The organism is Paenibacillus sp. PSB04 (assembly GCF_025809195.1).
GTDB classification, from domain to species: Bacteria; Bacillota; Bacilli; order Paenibacillales; family Paenibacillaceae; genus Paenibacillus_AQ; species Paenibacillus_AQ favisporus.
In genome coordinates, this window is sequence record NZ_CP081301.1 from 5,099,005 (window position 1) to 5,115,260 (window position 16,256).

General features: G+C 48.5%; 16 protein-coding genes. 3 read left to right on the plus strand and 13 right to left on the minus strand.

Going from position 1 to position 16,256, the window contains the following annotated elements:
- Nucleotides 1–301: 301 nt before the first annotated feature.
- The 6 genes from K2F33_RS23625 to K2F33_RS23650 form a co-directional block, all read right to left on the minus strand.
- The gene (locus K2F33_RS23625) at nt 302–1,714 is read right to left on the minus strand and encodes an MDR family MFS transporter (RefSeq protein ID WP_076165474.1); all 1,413 of its coding nucleotides are present in this window, start codon (nt 1,712–1,714) and stop codon (nt 302–304) included.
- 156 nt (nt 1,715–1,870) lie between these two features.
- A complete protein-coding gene (locus K2F33_RS23630) occupies nt 1,871–2,338 on the minus strand; it encodes a MarR family transcriptional regulator (RefSeq protein ID WP_152404539.1) in 468 nt (155 codons plus the stop codon).
- 94 nt (nt 2,339–2,432) lie between these two features.
- A complete protein-coding gene (locus K2F33_RS23635; protein ID WP_263878860.1) occupies nt 2,433–2,864 on the minus strand; it encodes an SRPBCC family protein in 432 nt (143 codons plus the stop codon).
- A gap of 59 nt (nt 2,865–2,923) precedes the next feature.
- Complete coding sequence (locus tag K2F33_RS23640) at nt 2,924–3,838, minus strand: tetratricopeptide repeat protein (protein ID WP_263878862.1); 915 nt, start codon at nt 3,836–3,838, stop codon at nt 2,924–2,926.
- A 208-nt stretch (nt 3,839–4,046) separates the two neighbouring features.
- Nucleotides 4,047–4,784, minus strand: coding sequence for an SDR family oxidoreductase (locus K2F33_RS23645; protein ID WP_263878863.1), 738 nt, complete (start codon nt 4,782–4,784; stop codon nt 4,047–4,049).
- Nucleotides 4,785–4,902: 118 nt separating this feature from the next.
- The gene (locus tag K2F33_RS23650) at nt 4,903–5,619 is read right to left on the minus strand and encodes a MerR family DNA-binding transcriptional regulator (RefSeq protein WP_263878864.1); all 717 of its coding nucleotides are present in this window, start codon (nt 5,617–5,619) and stop codon (nt 4,903–4,905) included.
- Nucleotides 5,620–5,821: 202 nt separating this feature from the next.
- Here K2F33_RS23650 and K2F33_RS23655 point away from each other — a divergent pair, with 202 nt between their 5' ends.
- Nucleotides 5,822–6,898 (plus strand): GntR family transcriptional regulator, encoded by a 1,077-nt coding sequence (locus tag K2F33_RS23655; RefSeq protein ID WP_263878865.1) that lies wholly within the window; start codon nt 5,822–5,824, stop codon nt 6,896–6,898.
- A gap of 79 nt (nt 6,899–6,977) precedes the next feature.
- Here the strand turns inward: K2F33_RS23655 and K2F33_RS23660 are convergent, their stop codons facing one another.
- The 6 genes from K2F33_RS23660 to K2F33_RS23685 form a co-directional block, all read right to left on the minus strand.
- Entirely contained in the window at nt 6,978–8,111 is a 1,134-nt protein-coding gene (locus tag K2F33_RS23660) for an acyltransferase family protein (protein WP_263878866.1), read from the minus strand.
- Complete coding sequence (locus K2F33_RS23665; RefSeq protein ID WP_263878867.1) at nt 8,108–8,785, minus strand: GDSL-type esterase/lipase family protein; 678 nt, start codon at nt 8,783–8,785, stop codon at nt 8,108–8,110. The genes K2F33_RS23660 and K2F33_RS23665 overlap by 4 nt, the downstream gene beginning before the upstream one ends.
- 186 nt (nt 8,786–8,971) lie before the next feature.
- On the minus strand, nt 8,972–10,831 hold the full coding sequence (locus K2F33_RS23670) for a sensor histidine kinase (RefSeq protein ID WP_263878869.1): 1,860 nt from the start codon (nt 10,829–10,831) through the stop codon (nt 8,972–8,974).
- The gene (locus K2F33_RS23675) at nt 10,828–11,511 is read right to left on the minus strand and encodes a response regulator transcription factor (RefSeq protein ID WP_263878871.1); all 684 of its coding nucleotides are present in this window, start codon (nt 11,509–11,511) and stop codon (nt 10,828–10,830) included. Before K2F33_RS23675 ends, K2F33_RS23670 begins: the two co-directional genes overlap by 4 nt.
- Before the next feature lie 78 nt (nt 11,512–11,589).
- Nucleotides 11,590–12,171, minus strand: coding sequence for a dihydrofolate reductase family protein (locus K2F33_RS23680; protein ID WP_263878873.1), 582 nt, complete (start codon nt 12,169–12,171; stop codon nt 11,590–11,592).
- An 81-nt stretch (nt 12,172–12,252) separates the two neighbouring features.
- A complete protein-coding gene (locus tag K2F33_RS23685) occupies nt 12,253–13,227 on the minus strand; it encodes a ketopantoate reductase family protein (RefSeq protein ID WP_212968480.1) in 975 nt (324 codons plus the stop codon).
- Between the two features lie 162 nt (nt 13,228–13,389).
- Between K2F33_RS23685 and K2F33_RS23690 the strand changes: the two genes are divergently transcribed.
- On the plus strand, nt 13,390–13,944 hold the full coding sequence (locus K2F33_RS23690) for a TetR/AcrR family transcriptional regulator (protein WP_263878875.1): 555 nt from the start codon (nt 13,390–13,392) through the stop codon (nt 13,942–13,944).
- Between the two features lie 102 nt (nt 13,945–14,046).
- On the opposite strand, the gene K2F33_RS23695 is transcribed toward K2F33_RS23690, so the two are convergent.
- The gene (locus tag K2F33_RS23695; protein WP_089547318.1) at nt 14,047–14,904 is read right to left on the minus strand and encodes a LysR family transcriptional regulator; all 858 of its coding nucleotides are present in this window, start codon (nt 14,902–14,904) and stop codon (nt 14,047–14,049) included.
- A gap of 151 nt (nt 14,905–15,055) precedes the next feature.
- Between K2F33_RS23695 and K2F33_RS23700 the strand changes: the two genes are divergently transcribed.
- Nucleotides 15,056–15,931, plus strand: coding sequence for an NAD(P)-dependent oxidoreductase (locus tag K2F33_RS23700; RefSeq protein ID WP_263878878.1), 876 nt, complete (start codon nt 15,056–15,058; stop codon nt 15,929–15,931).
- The last annotated feature ends 325 nt before the right edge of the window (nt 15,932–16,256 follow it).

The window sequence follows — 16,256 nt, forward strand, 5'->3', positions numbered from 1 at the left end:
TAATCGTTCCACCGTTTGATAGGGCTCTCCTCCCTTTATCCATGCCATGTTCTTGAGGAAATCCTTGTGGAAATCCTCCGGTTCAGATCGTTCTGATCAGATCACCACCTTCCTCCAAATACTTCCGGTTGTCTTTCTTTGGATGCCTATGCGCCGGATGATTGTCCTGTATTCGCTAATCGCCGTCTGGAACCCTTGTCACGCAAAAAAACGAATGCCAGGTGGCATCCGTTCCATATGGAAGCTGCGTGAATGGCAGCAAAAATGACTGCATCCGCCTTTGAATGTGAAGAGATGATCGTTATGATGCGCTTTTTTTATGGGTAAGGAATAGACCCGGGATGCAGATTACCGCAAGGACAACGGCGGATACCAAGAATCCTGTATGATAACCCTGTAATCCGTTCGCTATCGTTGGCTGCATTCCTTGGAGGGCCGCTGCGACGACAGTTGCGATAACCGCTGAACCAAAGCTTGAACCCAGGTTTTCAATCATATTGATCCCGACACCTGCTTGCGGAAGTTGTTTGCTGTCCAGTCCTGTATAAGCGTCACTCGTAAGCGGAAGCATAATTCCTCCAAAGCTGGTACCCCGGATGAACAAGACGATGGAAATCCAGATCATGCTTGTATGATCGGTGATAGAGATTAGCGGAATGGAACCAATAAGCGATATGACAAGGCTGACCAGAACTACGTATTTCGCGCCGATCCGATCAATCATTTTTCCGATCAGCGGCCGGGTAATGAGCATCCCGACACCTTGGGGAATTAACGCAAGCGCGGCCTCAATGGCGGTAAAATGCCGGAAGTTTTGGAAGAACAACGGCAGGATGATCATCGGACCCATGACGGCAATATTCGCCAAAAACAAGCCGATACTCGCAGCCGTGAAGCTCTTGTGTGTAAATAAATTCATTGGAAGCACGGTTTGATTTTTTCGAATCCGATTATAAGCGAAGTAAATGACGGCTAAGGCAAGACCCATGCCCACCCATAGGATAGTTTCACGATTGTTAAAGGATGCATGGTCCGCTGCTTTCGTAATGCCGTAAATCAGGGCCGCACTCATGAAGGACAAATCAATAATTCCAAAAATATCGAGTTTACTGTCTTTGTCAAACGGTTCAAAGTCGGGAATCTTTTTCATCATCAGAGGCGCAGCAATCAGAACAATAAACACGTTAATAAAGAATATCCAATGCCAAGAGGCGCCTTGAACGATAAAGCCCCCGATGACTGGCCCTAGAATTGGTCCAAAAATCATAGGCGTGCTGACGATGGCCATCACTTTCCCCACATTTTCAGGACCTGCTGTTTGAACCAACAGGGTGGACATGAGCGTCGTTATGATCCCCGCGCTGAATCCTTGAAGCAGACGAAAAAAGATGAAACTGGAAATATCCCAGCTTACACCTACTAACACCGAAATGACACCAAAAGCGATGACTGCTCCGATAAAGATTTTCTTTCCGTTACATGTATTCATAAGCCATCCGGATACCGGAACCGCAATCGCAAGGGCTAAAACATACCCTGTAATGGACCACTGAACGATATCCAGCGTCGTATTGAAATCCTTGGTTAGCTGGTCGATGGCGATGTTCACCATCGTTGAGTCCAGCATTGGGGCAATGGCTCCGAGAGCAATCGCCCAGGCGGCAATTAACATTTCTTTGGGCAATCCTGGTTCCTTGGCTTTGACTTTTGCCATGTTCATCACCTCACAGAAGGTTGTTGTTTGTTTCCTTGTCAACAATAACGCAACTTTGTTTCCCTGTCAACAAAATAATCATAACAAAAAAGCAGCCATGCTCCATAGAGCCCGACTGCCTGCGGTTCTCTTATTCATTATTCGAATGGGTCCATCTTAATGAATACTAATACCCTGTTTCATAATTTCGGCATCCAAATGCCTGCTGTACGCTTGGATGAAGCGAAGCATAGCGTCAAATTGCTCCTCGGTTACCTGCTCAAACACGGCTTGATCCCGCTCTTGAAACTCTTGGTGCAGTTCCTCATGGATGTTATAAATGAACTTCCCCTGTTCCGTAAGCCTAAAATAGATTTCTTTTTTGTTATCCGGCTTCTGGTAGCTTTCGATCAGGCCTTTTTCCATAAGCTTCTTCGTTAGTTTACTTAGGGCACCTCTCGTCATATAAAGGGATTCCGCAAGTTTGGTTACGTTGGGATCGTCATTTTTTCCGATGGCTTCGATGCAATGGACTTCAGAGGGCTTATACCCCTTAAGACTGTCTTCCATCTTGGATTTATTAAGCCAAGCCATCTTGTTAAATAAGTCCCTGAAATCCATCATGACCTGTTCTTGTTTATTCATGGTCTGCCCTCCCGCCCGTTGGTGCATGACCCTATTATATGGAGATTTTGTTTCTATTTCAACAATATCGGCGGCTGTGCAAGCATTTGGCTAACTATTTGATCAGGGAGGCTCTCAATTGAACGCCATATTCCAAATACCCTTTTAAACAAGTCAACATATAGACCCATCCTTCTTTATTATCCACTAATTGACGTATCCAGTCCTGCTCGTTTTCGTTAAACCCTTCTTCCGTCACCTCGACGATACTTTCGGAAATTCCCGATTCAGCAATCGTAATGGTAACTTCATGCCCTTCTCCCTCGGCGCCCCATTGAAACACGATTTTTTGGTTTTCTTTGATTTCCATGATCTTGATATCGCCCCGAGCATCGTATTCGTCGTAACTTAATGTAATCGTTTTGCCTTGTTCCCATCTTTCAGAGCTTGATGTAAACCAGAAATTCCCTATTTTAGCTGGATCAACAAAAGCTTCAAACACTTCACTGACCGGTTTGCCGATCTTCATTTTGGTAACGTTGTTCATGCGACCCATTTCCTTTCATTTTGGAGTTTGTCCACATCATTATAGCCTGAATTCTCATTTCATTCATGATACTCGGGATGTTGATGGCGCTCGCATCCGAACAAGTAGCAGCCGGACCGCAAGGAAGTGTCATATTTCATGGGAGGAATATAGCCTGCCGAAATACGTTGGAGCAGCCCCTCATACGCCTTCTGTTCCTCTGCCAGTTTCTGAATATACTCGGCCTTTTCATCCTCCGTCCAATCGTCGTCAAAGGCCTCTTTGTCTGCGTCGCGGATGTCCTCAGCTTTTTGCTGAATGACTTCACTTAGGACTTCATGTGCGCGTGCGACCTTGTTAATTTTCAATAAAGCGTACACAAAGCGGCTGACCCAGTCGGGTGTCTTCCAGTATAACTTCCATCCTTTTTCAAACCATTCTACAGCCTGCTCAAAACAGCCCAGTTCAACATACAATTCTGCCATTTCAACCTGGCCGACAAATTCTTCGTCTTCTTCGGAAAAGGCGTCCAGTTTCCTTTTGGCCTCCTCCACTCTCCCAAGCTCGATCAAGCATTTAATGTGGCTGTACATCGCATAATCAAAGGGCTGAGCACTACGCTGAAAATAGTCGGCAGCGCTCTGAATATCTCCCAAATGATACCTCGCGACCGCCAGGTTATTGTACGCTTCCTCCGAAGGTTGAATCGCTAGGGACCGGGCCAGTATATCCGATGCCTCCGGCCACTTTTCCATGACAATATAAACCTCACCCAACAAATTATATGGAAAATAAGATGCCGGTTTTAAAGCGATGACCTCTTGGAGCAATGCCAAGGCTGCCTCGTGATCTTCCTCTTCATGCACATAGATCCACGCAAGATTGGTCAAAGACTGAACGTCCCGTGACTCTTCCACAGCTTGTTTGAAAAGCGCTAGCGCTTCGTCGTATTTATTTTGTTCAAGGCACGCGATGGCCCTTTGATTCGTGTTCAATGGGTATTACTCCTTTGGTCTTAGGTGATAGTCATCATGCAGCAAATCGATCGCTACACAAAAATGTTATGCGCTATGTCCCTCTGTGACAAGCTAAAAAATGATTATAGATAGAATGAACCAAATATAGCCAACAAGGAAAAAAGCTCCCGCTGCCGGAAGCTTTAATCGCCAAGTCCATCCGCTAGCGCGGATGACTCATCATTGTTCAGTTGAAACCGCCGTTAACGCGAATCGTCTGTCCCGTAATCCACCGTGCTTTGTCACTGACCAGCAGCTCGACCGCATTCGCAATGTCGTCCACTTCTCCAAGTCGACCGAAGGCGTTCATGCGGCGAAAGGAATCGATCAGTTCCTCGGATTTTCCGTTCAAGAACAGATCCGTTGCTACCTGTCCAGGGGAAATGGTGTTAATCGTGATTCCTTTAGGGCCGAATTCTTTGGCCAATTGTCGGGTGATCTGCTCTACGGCACCCTTGGTTGCCGCGTATATGCTGTAACCCGGGAGCATGGCTCCTGCAACCGAAGTTGAAAAATTGATGATCGTCCCGCCTTGCGCCATATGCAAGTTCGCTTGCTGACAAGCGAAGTACGTTCCTTTCACGTTGATATCGAAATGCCGGTCAAACATTTCTTCCGTCACTTCCGCGATTGGCGCCAGTCCCATGATCCCGGCATTGTTGACCAGAATGTCCAGGCGTCCAAACCGCTCCAGCGTATTCGTGAACAGCGCTTCGACTTCATTCAAACGGCCTACATTGGCGTGGATGGCAGCCGCTTCACCGCCGGCCTGCTCAATCGCCTGTACCACCTCAACCGCTTTTGCCTCATTGGAGGAGTAATTCACGACGACCTTCGCGCCGGCATCTGCCAATTGTAACGCAATTTGTCTCCCGATCCCTCTCGATGCTCCAGTAACGATGGCAACTTTTCCATTCAAACTCATATCCGTTTCTCTCCTTTAGAATGTATTGGCCGTGCCGTCTCTCCCGTGCCCGACCTTATGTACTCATTATAGGAAAAGGGGGTTGGGCATCGTTAGAACATACCTATTCAATTCTTGCCTATTTCTCTTCGAAGAAGGAGTGGAGCTCAATGTATCTCATCATTTCGGATATGCCGTTCATTTGGTGTTTCAACTGCTCATTCAGCTTTTGCAGTGCCACTTTGAAAGAGCGTTCAATCGCAGCGAGATCAGATGTCTCTAAAGCGGCAAGCAGCTGCTTCATATTTTCAATAAAATAGACGGTTTTCCTTAAACTGCTCAGTACGATGATCTTTTTTAATTCCCCTGACGTAAAGACCCGATACCCGTTTTCCGGGTTCCTTTTGGAGCGAATAAGCCCCTCCTTTTCCCAATGGCGGATGGCGGAGGGGTTTACACCAGCAATCGCGGCCACTTCCCCGATTTTCATTTCTTCCGTTACATGTACGTTTCTGTACTTGGTGAAATCGGTTTTTTGGATCAGGCCCATGATCTCTTCCACGCGTTGTTTCTCTACTTGAATATGGTATTGATGGAGATTGATTGTCCATAGTGCCTGTTCGACGTGACCTTTTTTTAGCAAACTCATGACATCGTAACTGACCGGTATTTCGAATCCTTTGATTAAGGCACGTAAAGCAATGAAAGCTTGTACATGCAGCGGTGTGTAATACCGTCTATTGCTGGATGTGCGAGGTACATCTGGCACCAAATCGAGTTCTTCATATCTCCGTAAGGTGGTGGTGCTGACATGAAGTCTCGTGGCCATCTGCTTCGGCGTGTAGTTTTTGTCCATGGACGGTCCCTTCTTTAAAGTAAAACCTTAAACTTAAGTAACCATATTATAATAATTACGGGCCTGACCTACAAGGAATGTTGGGTTATCAGCATGCATACGGTATCTGTCGCAACTTGTTTCAAGCCTTGCAGTGCAGAACCATATATTTTACCCCGATGTACGATATAATTAGGGATATGTCTATAAGAGGTGAACCTACATGAGCAAGAACGACTCAACATTGCCCAAGTACCAGTTAGTGAAGGATTATGTGCTTTTGCAAATAGAAAATAAAGAGCTTGGCACCCATGACCGAATTCCGAGCGAATCCGAGTTTTCCAAACTGCTTGACGTCAGCTCGATCACGGTGCGAAAGGCGCTGGCGGAGCTGGTCAATGAAGGAGTCATTTACCGCATTCGGGGAAAAGGAAGCTTTGTCGCCGATCCGACCGTTTCTGTACATAAAACATCCAGTTACGTCACATTTATGATTTCCGGCAACGAAATGTATGACGCTTCGTATATGCAGATTATTAAAGGGATTCAGTCGTTCGTAAACCAGCAGGACTGCAGGCTCATCATTGAATTTGTGGAAAACGACGTGGATCAGGAGCGTGAGGTCATTCAAAAACTGATCCAATCCGAGAACCGGGGACTTCTTATTTATTCCGCCCATCCGGAGTTGGCCAAGGGATATCTGAACGAGATTCGCCGACAGTCGATTCCCTTTGTCATGCTCGATCGTATTCCTGCAGGTTATCCCGTCAATTGCATTACGTGCAACAACCATGACGGCGCCTACGAAGCCGTGGAGTATTTGATTGGCCAAGGTCATCGAAAAATCGGATTTGCGGCTTATGATTTTCATTTGAGCACCGAGGTTGACCGGTTTAACGGGTACCGGAATGCCATGACACATGCCTCCCTTGCCCCGGCTGACGAACTGTTATACCTGGAGCGGGATTTGGACTATACGAAGCTATGCAGACAAATTCAGCAGGGCGAGCTGACCGCACTCTTCTGCGTGAACGACCGGCGGGCGCTCGAAATGATCGGGCAGCTTACCCAGCGGGGAGTCAAAATTCCCGAGCAAGTATCCATCATGGGCTTCGACGACATCGAAAGCGCCAAATACGCCAAAGTATCGCTGAGCACCGTCAAGCAGAATTTTGAGGAACTCGGCTACGAGGGGGCAAAGCTTCTGTTCGAGAACAGCAGCAGTGAAACGCTCAACAGTTACAAAAAGATATTGCTGTCCACTCAGCTTGTCATACGCGAATCGGTCAAAAAGCTGTAGCCTTGCCGCGGCCGCTCCTAAAAAAACAACAACCCGAATGCGCTAAAAGCAAAGGTTGTTGTTTTTTTGACTTTAAACTCTAGGATTCCCTGGAAGACCGTTTGTCTGTATTTCCTCGTTGTCTACTCCAGATGCTATAGCCATAGCGAATGGGTTTTTCCAGGTACGTCCAGGATATCGCTGCGATGACCAGAACAGCAGTCATTTGCACGGCTGTATGAAGGAAAGACCGTTCCTCTCCTGTAAATGTAAGCAAGAGTATCGGGTAATGCCACAGATATATTCCATAGGAACGAATACCCAACCAGCGAAGCGGCTTCCAGCTTAGGCAGTGCCCGATCCATGTAGAGGGCTGAACGGCCGCGGCGATGACCGCTGCTGTGGCCGTACTTTGCAGTACCATGCCGCCTTGGTACAGGAAGGGTTCGTATTGGCTTGTCCCGCAGATCATCCAAATTAGAACAGCTAGCCCAACAAATCCCGTGAAATCCATTGCGATTGTCGAAAGTCCAGTTCTCCCCTTTCCCTCCTTGCCCGAATTACCAGCGGGCCTGCACAGAGCAAGTCCGGCTCCCATCAACAGCGAGAACGCACGCGTGTCGGTTCCATAATACACCCTGCTCGTATCCAGCAGCCCTGGTACGTAGAGGAAGTACATGGCTAAGGCTGAAGCCAAAGCACTTATAAGAATTATCGCGAACAATAGTTTGCGGCTGGTAACGAAGCGGAGTCCCAGCATGAGTATTACCGGCCAGACCAGATAAAACTGTTCTTCAACGGCTAAAGACCAGAAATGCATAAGCGGTGAAGCTGTACTGAACCGCGAGAAGTACGCTGTGTCGTTAACGATAAACCACCAATTGGTTACATACAGCAAGGACGCTGCAATATCGCCCCATAATTCGGCCAAACGCGTGGTTTGAAATAAGGCGAGCCAGACGATCACAATGAGCAGTACCGAGCACATGGCGGGAAGCAGCCTTCGAGCGCGTCGGACCCAAAAGTCCCGCAGATCGATCCGCCCGGTTCTTTCCCACTGCCGGACGAGCAGATCCGTAATCAAATATCCGGAGAGAACGAAGAAGATGCCGACACCTAAAAAACCGCCGGGAAACCACCCCAAATTCAGATGGTAAGCAATGACTGCACATACAGCCAGCGCTCTGATCCCATCCAGACCGGGGATATAGTGAGCTTGTCCCGGATTACTCATGACTCGGGTGTGTTCAGATGGGCTTCCGCTTTTTGAAGAAACCGCGGATAAAACTCATCCTTGAAGTGAACGCCATCCTCGGTATGAAGATCCGCACCCGTCTGGAAAATGGATGACAAGTCGATATAGTCAACGTTTTCATGGGCGGCCATCTGTTTCAGCGAACGGTTGTAGTCCGGGATTTGTTTGTAGCGCGGTTCTTCTTTTAATACTTGGTCCGTCACTGGCGTAACCGATAGGACGTGGATGTTCACATTCGGTACGGCTTTACGAATCCCCTCGATCAGCTTGGCATAATGGTTCATGGAATTGGCGATAGGATCGTCTACCGGCATGAGCAGGTCATTGGATCCAAGCATGATGAACACATGCGCCGGCTGCCTTGCGGCGATTTGATCCACGTCTTCAATGGCAAATTGAGCGGTTGCTCCCGCATTGGCGATGGTTTGACTTTTGTCCAGCCATTTAGTGATCTTTTCCACAAACGAATCTCCGACGAACATACTGGATGCAAATGCCGACCGCGCAGCATTTGCTTCGGTGCTCGCTTGCTGATCATTCACCGCACTTGGTGTATCTGTCGAAACCGCGCTGCCATTTACTCCCGAGCTGCAAGCCGATATGGAACAAGCCATCGCCCCGGCCAGCAGAATAAACCCCATTTTTTTCTTCATGTTGAAGGACCTCCTTGATTTCTGTTCCTTGAGTTCGTAAGACAGCATAAAAGACCCAAATCAAGATCAGATAAAGATGAAGTCAACAGGAGCTAAAGAATGGTTCTTCCAAGCTAGACAAAAGAAAAACGCCCGTCCTGCATCATACAGAACCGGCGTTTCCTTGCGAGGGAATGGTTGCATTCATCAAGCCTTGTGGAGGTAAAAGTAAAACAGGACACCATCCTCCGTGTTCATGGCGCCATAACGGGAGCCGTGGAGCTCCAGAATATTTTTGCAAATGGCTAGCCCGAGTCCCGTTCCTCCATCCGACCGCTTCCGTGCAGCATCTCCCCGGTAAAAGCGGTCCCAGATTTTATCCAGCTGGTCTTCAGGGATTCTGGCACCTTTGTTCTCAACGCTGACTTTAACAGCCTCTCCTTCTTCTCTGGCCGAAATATGGATCGACTGGTTTTCCGGTGTATACCGAATGGCATTCGTCAGAAAATTGGCAAGCACCTGCTCGATCCGTTGGCGGTTGCCCCATACTCTCGCTTGGTCGACTTGAATCATCAAATTCAAATGTTTATTCTCCATATCCAGCGTCAGCAGCCCGCACGCATCGTGAATGGCTTCATCAATGTCAAACGACTCTCCCTTCATTTGGTAGGTGCCGGATTCGAATTTAGCCAGCTCGAGCATATCCACGACCAGCAAATTCATGCGGTCCACTTCCTTCTCCAACGCTGCCATGTAGTAATCGTTCTTGTGCCGGGCTACGCCGTCCTTCACGGCGGAGAGACAGCTTTTCATCACGCTGAGCGGATTTTTTAGCTCATGGGACACGCTCGCGATAAACTCTTTGCGTGTGTTTTCCAGCTTCTTTTCTTTTTCGATGTCCTGTTTCAGCTGTTCAATACGGGAATGCAGGGCGTCAGACAGTGTGTTGATATTTTTGGCCAAATCGCCGATTTCGTCTCTGGACAAGACAGGAACCTTCTCGGAAAAATTCAGGTTGGCAATTTTTTCAGTAACCCGGTTGATCTGCAGTAAGGGACCGGCAATTTTCCTTGAGTAATAGTAGGACGCAAACAGAATCAACACGATGGCAAAACCAAGGACATAACCGTAATAAGCCTTGACCATATTCAACGCATCGTCTACAGGCTGCAGGGATACCATAGCGAACAGATATCCCTCTCCGCCCACCGAATCCTTCACCCGCAGGACGACCTGCTTATAGGGAATATCGTTCCGGTGTTCGTCGGTAATCTGCAAGGATGGTTCGTCCGCTTTACCAGGGTTCAACAGGAGCTCGGCCTGATAAGCCCGCGCCCGCTCCATAAAGAAAGATTGGGGAGCAAGATACGACAGAGATGTGAAACTATCCTGCGGTACATGAACGGCTTGGACGGTCCCAATGATCATCGTCACCAGTGAAGTTTCCGCTGTGCCGGAATACTTCTCATGAAGATACTGATTCACCTGCTCCTCAAGCTGCCGGTTTTCCCAAAAGGGCTGCCCTTTGCCCCCTTCCAGCTGTGCCGGTGTTAAAGCGCCTAGCGTGCCGGGAGGGAAAATTCCGGTTTTTCCGATGATGTAAGGAATAAGCGCGGAATCCTTGACGACACCGTAAATACTGATTCGCATTCCCGGAGATAATTGGGGAGTTTTCCCGCCAAGGATCTCCTCCTGGTTGACTAGATGGTAGAGGGGTATCCGGATTTCTTTGTTCGAGAGCTCCGGGTGCTCTTGGGAAGAGTCCAGTTTGACTTCCAGCGCAAAATCGTTCGCTTGATGCATGTTCCCGTATCGATCGAGCGGGGTGATCCATACATGGTACTGGTCGTAGAACTTCTGCTCCAGCTGCAGTATGGCTTTTTCACTACCCGGCGTTTGCTCGTATTCATTGGCGAAATTCCGGATGGATTTAACCGTTTCCTTTACCTTCTGGTTCGCGTAAAACTGTTTAAAAAATACCGTCTGTCCTATGACGACCGCACCCAAAATCAGCATGCACAGCGCGGCCGTAAGCAAAAATAACTTAAAAACGATCCTCGTCTTCATGCCGGATCCTCGAATTTGTAGCCGATCCGAAGAATGGTTGTGATCAAACTTGACTTATCGCCGAGCTTGATGCGCAAATTGCGGATATGGGTATTCAAAGTCCGGTCGTCCCCCGCATCTTCATACCCCCATATTTTGGCGATGAATTGTTCCCTGGTGATGACCATTCCCGGGTTTTTCATCAGCAGGACTAAAATTTCATATTCCGTAAACGTCAAGTGAAGTGTTCTGCCGTCAACAGCGGCGGATCTTGAAGTGAGATTCAGGCTAATGCCGCCAAGCGACAAGCTCTGATGGACGGTGTTGACCGGTTGCCGACGACGGCTGTCGAGCAGACGCTTCGCTCTAGCCATCAAAATAGGCGGGCTGTAGGGCTTGGTTACGTAATCATCGGCACCCAGCTCAAATCCGAGCAGTGTATCCTCTTCATCCGACCGGGCCGTCAGCATGATGATCGGAACATTTGACGTTTTGCGGATCCGCCGGCATACCGACCATCCATCCAACTCAGGCAGCATAATATCCAGAATAATTAGCGCAGGATCGTTCGTTTGGAATAGATGCAGGGCTTCTTCCCCATCAGCAGCCTCCAGCACTTCATACCCCTCATTCGCAAAATAATCTTTGGCAATTTCCCTTAAAATGGCTTCGTCTTCGGCAATTAATATCGTTTCTTGCATGGAATCTCTCCCGGCTTTCGCATTTCTTAGTCCATAAAATCTTATTGTAAACGAAGCCCATAAAACAAGACAACCTTCCTAAAAAGGTTGTCCTGTTTGATTTGCCGCCTGATACTGTAAACCAACGACTCCGTTGGAATAGGTTTTGGTTTGCGTCAACTGCAGCGACTGCCGCTGTCCGGCCAGTGCGAATAAATGCTCGCCTTGGGATGCGACGACCGGATGAACCAGCAGCCATAATTTGTCGTAAAGCCCGTGCTCGATAAAGGTTTGCCACGTCTTCACGCCGCTTTCCACTGAAATTCGCTGCACGGTTTTCTTACGGGCTTGGAGTTCTTCAGCAAGGGAGTGCTCATCCTTCACCAGCAATAATTCCGAGTTTCTCCAGGTTAGTTCCACATCGGAGTGCGATACCACCAGTTTAGGAATGTCGTTCATCTTTTTGGCAATGGCCTGCTCCAATGCATCGGATGAGTTCTCCGCCTGCTGCCAGTATTCGGCTAATGAGGCGTACGAGTTTCTGCCGACGATGATCGTATCGATCGTCTGATAATAATCCAGATAATCTTCAAGAATTTCCCTGCTAAGCGTCATCCAAAGATGCTCGTCCGACACAATGCCATCCAGCGAGACCTGCATGGTAAGAATGATTTCGCCCATATCAATAACAACCTCCCATAAAAGCGTTGTAATTAAATGCATTATATCAGTGATCCCGGGAGCATGTTTCTCACCGATTGCTCATTCTCCAACTCGGTCAATTGAAGACAGTTGGAGGTGTTGGCTGTCAGTATTTTTACTGAAGAAAAACTGTTTCTCAAGATCGTCCAACCGGGGAGTAGGTATACCCGCATTACGCTTCCAATCGCCGAACGCTTCGAAGAAGGCGGCGATTTCCTCGAAAGATCCGTCCACCAATCGGGCTACCGGCACGCTGTGGTAAATTTTCAGCGCCAGGCTGGCCGTCCGTTTATGGTTGCGGAAAAATGCTGCTTGACCGGCAGGCGTAATCGTATATCCCAAGGCTTCAAGCACCCCGAAACCTTCATCAATCGCCGCAATGATCTGCGTACGTATTTCTTTATCCTTGGCTATTTCTTGCAGCCTTCCGCCTTTGGCAAACAAGGCAGCATTCATCGCCAAAATTGGAACGATGTGGCTCTTTAACCAAGCGTCCATATCCTTATGAAACACCAGCTTGTATTTGGTACTTTCGAACGCTTTTTCCAGCAATGACCGAAAAGAAACCGGCCCGTCAATCCCGCCCAGTACCATTTGCCCGCCTGCGCGGATACAGACGATGCGTCCATTTTCCCTCCGCCCCGCGCTAATCTGAAAACCAAAGGCGACCTGTTTATCGGTCCGGCTCATTTGCTGCAGTTCATGCTGCATCCTGCGAGAATCCGCATTATTTCCTACCAGAACGATATGACGGCTCTGATTCGCAGCCAGTACAGGCAGCACGGATGGAAAATCCGGATAGGTCATGACGACAAAGATGAGATCGAAGCTCTCCTCTGCGTCCAAAGAACGAATAACCCGGATCCGATCGACCGTCGTTTTGCGCTGAAAATAGTGGCGGATGACGAGGCCGCTCTGCTCCAGTTCCTCCGCCCGCTTACCTCTGGCCAATACAGTCACATCATGGCCTCCGCGCACCAGTACGTGCGCCAAGTAGCTGCCTAAAACGCCTGCCCCGTAAACCAATATGTTCATAAATACTCCTCCGCTCCATTATTTTTAACAAATATTGATTTATCAACAAATGTTGATTAGACTTAGCATATCAATGCGATAAGACGGCATCAATCGGTAATGTTCTTGCTTTTGTCGATAAATCAACAAACACATATCGAGTGTTCAAAAAAAGGAGAAACGATGGATAGACGGATTGCAAAAACGCGGGAAGCGATACTCAAAGCCTTCGTCGAATTATTGGAGGAGAAAAAAATCGAGCATATTACGATCAACGAAATTGCGGATCGGGCTAATGTAAACCGGGGGACCATTTATTTGCATTATGCCGACAAATACGACTTGCTGGATCAGTGTATCGACAGCTACTTGAAGCAATTGTACGAGACCTGCATGCCTGGAAAAGACACAACCTTGTTTGCGTCCGATGGCCCGCTGCTTGAAACGTTTGAATATTTGGAACGGCATGCGCACATCTACGAAACGTTGTTGACAAGAAAAGGAACCCACGCGTTCAGAGGCCAAATGATGACTTTCATCATCAGGGGTGTCGAGGAGCAGGTCCAAACTTATGGCCTTCCGCAAGGAGCGAATCGGGAGATCACGGTACAATTTGTGGCGGCTGCAATCACGGGGCTGGTGGAATGGTGGGTCGTAAATTCGATGCCGTATCCGCCAGAAGTGATGGTTAAACAATTGGTGATGCTGCTGGAACAGCATCTGCCGACGGTATCCTGATGCAAACCAGACACGCATACAAGCAGCAAAAAAGCCGCCTGATTGGCGGCTCTTCGTGTGTACCTCCTATAAGGACGCTGTCTGATTTTTTCCCCTCCATCATTACACAGCCATGGATTCGAGTATCAACTTGGAGAATGCTACGAAAGCTTTGCTGGAATAACGATCTTTGCGGCGGATAAGACAGGTCTGCGTATATCTGTACTGTTCCGGAATCGGAAATGCCCCAAACGCCGAGTAGTCCCCTGCTAAGACGGAGGCCGGCAGCAGCGTGGCAGCAAGTCCGGAGCGTACGCACCCGATCAGCGTCTCCAGCGAGCTGAATTCGATGATATTATCGAAAGAAACTCCCTCGCTTCGCAGCCAATCCTCCAATGCCCGCCTGAATGGACAACCTGCCGGCGACACGGCCCATCTCGTCTGTGACAAATCCGGGAACCCGCGCATATGTGACGGGGTTACCAAAGTTAACTCTTCGCGCTGGATATGTTCAGATACCAGGTGCGGAGAAGCAAATTCGCCGGTCACGAACGCTCCATCCAATTGATGGTCCAGCACTTTAGTCAGAAGATCCGGTGACGTCCCGGACCAAATGGACAGCGAAACATCGGGATACCGGCGTTGAAATTCTGCCAGGGTATCCATGAAATCCAGACAAGTTACGCTGTCCACCACGCCGATCGCAAGCGGTCCGCTGGGAAATTCCGTTTCTTTAACGACTTGCACCGCTTCTTCCGACAAATTCAGAATACTCTTCGCGTATTCACTGAAGGTCACTCCTTTATCGGTCAACGTTACTCCTTTAGGATGTCTGTAAAATAAGGGAAGACCTAACTCTTCTTCCAACTTGCGAATCCTTGCCGTCACATTCGATTGTACATAGCCCAATCGTTCGGCAGCCCGGGAAATGTTCCCTTCTTCTGCGATGGCCAGAAACACCTTCATATCCGATAGCTCCATGTACGACCAACCCTCATTTCGGTATCAATAATAATGATGCTTTTATGATTTTCAATCATTATACGCCAAATCGATCCTGCCTTACAATGAAATAGCCGAGGGATTACAAACACGAATAACGGCAAAAAATCATGGGGAGGAATGAACAAACATGAGTGATATAACGGTTATTGGGGCGGGTCCTATGGGTTCAGCGTTAGCCCGGACCTTGCTGCGCAGCGGCAAGAAGGTGACGGTTTGGAACCGGACAAGCGAGAAGGCAGAGGCTCTCGTTCAGGAAGGAGCGGTTTTTGAACCCAATGCCGCACTTGCTGTGAATGCCAGCCCAATCATTATCGTATGCGTGGCAACCTATGAGATATCGCGGAGCATCTTGGGATCAGAGGATGTCGCCGCTAGAATGGCCGGTAAGTTAGTGGTGGAACTCAGCACGGGGACTCCTCAAGACGCAAGGAACAGCGAGACGTGGGCTCATGAGCAGGGTGCCGATTATCTGGACGGTGCCATTATGGCAACACCTCCTCAGATAGGAATGCCTGATACACCTTTATTCCTGTCAGGCTCGGAAGGCGCATATCGGCGGAGTGAGCCGGTTCTTAGAATCTTGGCCGGAAACCTGATATATCTGGGCGAATCGGTTGGATCCGCCTCTGCATGGGATTTAGCCGCCCTTTCCACGATGTTCGGCTCGATGTTCGGCTTCTTTCACGGCGCGCGCATTCTTGAATCCGAAGGCCACCGGGTCGATACGTTCGGTTCTATGATAGCCGACATCTCCCCTGTTTTCGGGCAAATGATCAAGCATGAAGGAGAAGTGATTCAGTCGGAGACTTATGATCAGCCCCAAAGCTCGGTCAAAACCTGCATGTCAACGGCAGAGTTATGGGTGAAGCAGGCGCGCGAAGCACGGATCAATCCGGATTTCCCCAATTTCGCCAAGAGATTATACGAAAAGGCGATACAAGCCGGGTACGAAAACGAAGAGCTTGCTGCAGTCATTAAAGTTCTCCGGACGGACAATGAATGAGGCAAACGGAAACCCTCGGTGCAAATAAAATTTTATTTCCATCGACACCTAAGTCATATTGTCTGCAGAAATTCGGCGTGATAGAATATGTACACTTACTATCGGTAAAGAAAAAGGGGAATCGACAGGATATGCTCCTCACTGGTCGTTCTGAAGTGCAGGCTTAATCGCATACGAAAGCAGGAAATCGCCATCTTTGACGTTCTGTCCATCCGCAGAGCTTTGATTCGATGCGCCTTTTTCCTGCTTCCCACTTCAGAACATCAGCACAACAAGCAGCACTTTGGTCGGAGGCAGGCGCTCTTTCGCGCTCCTCAGTTCCGAA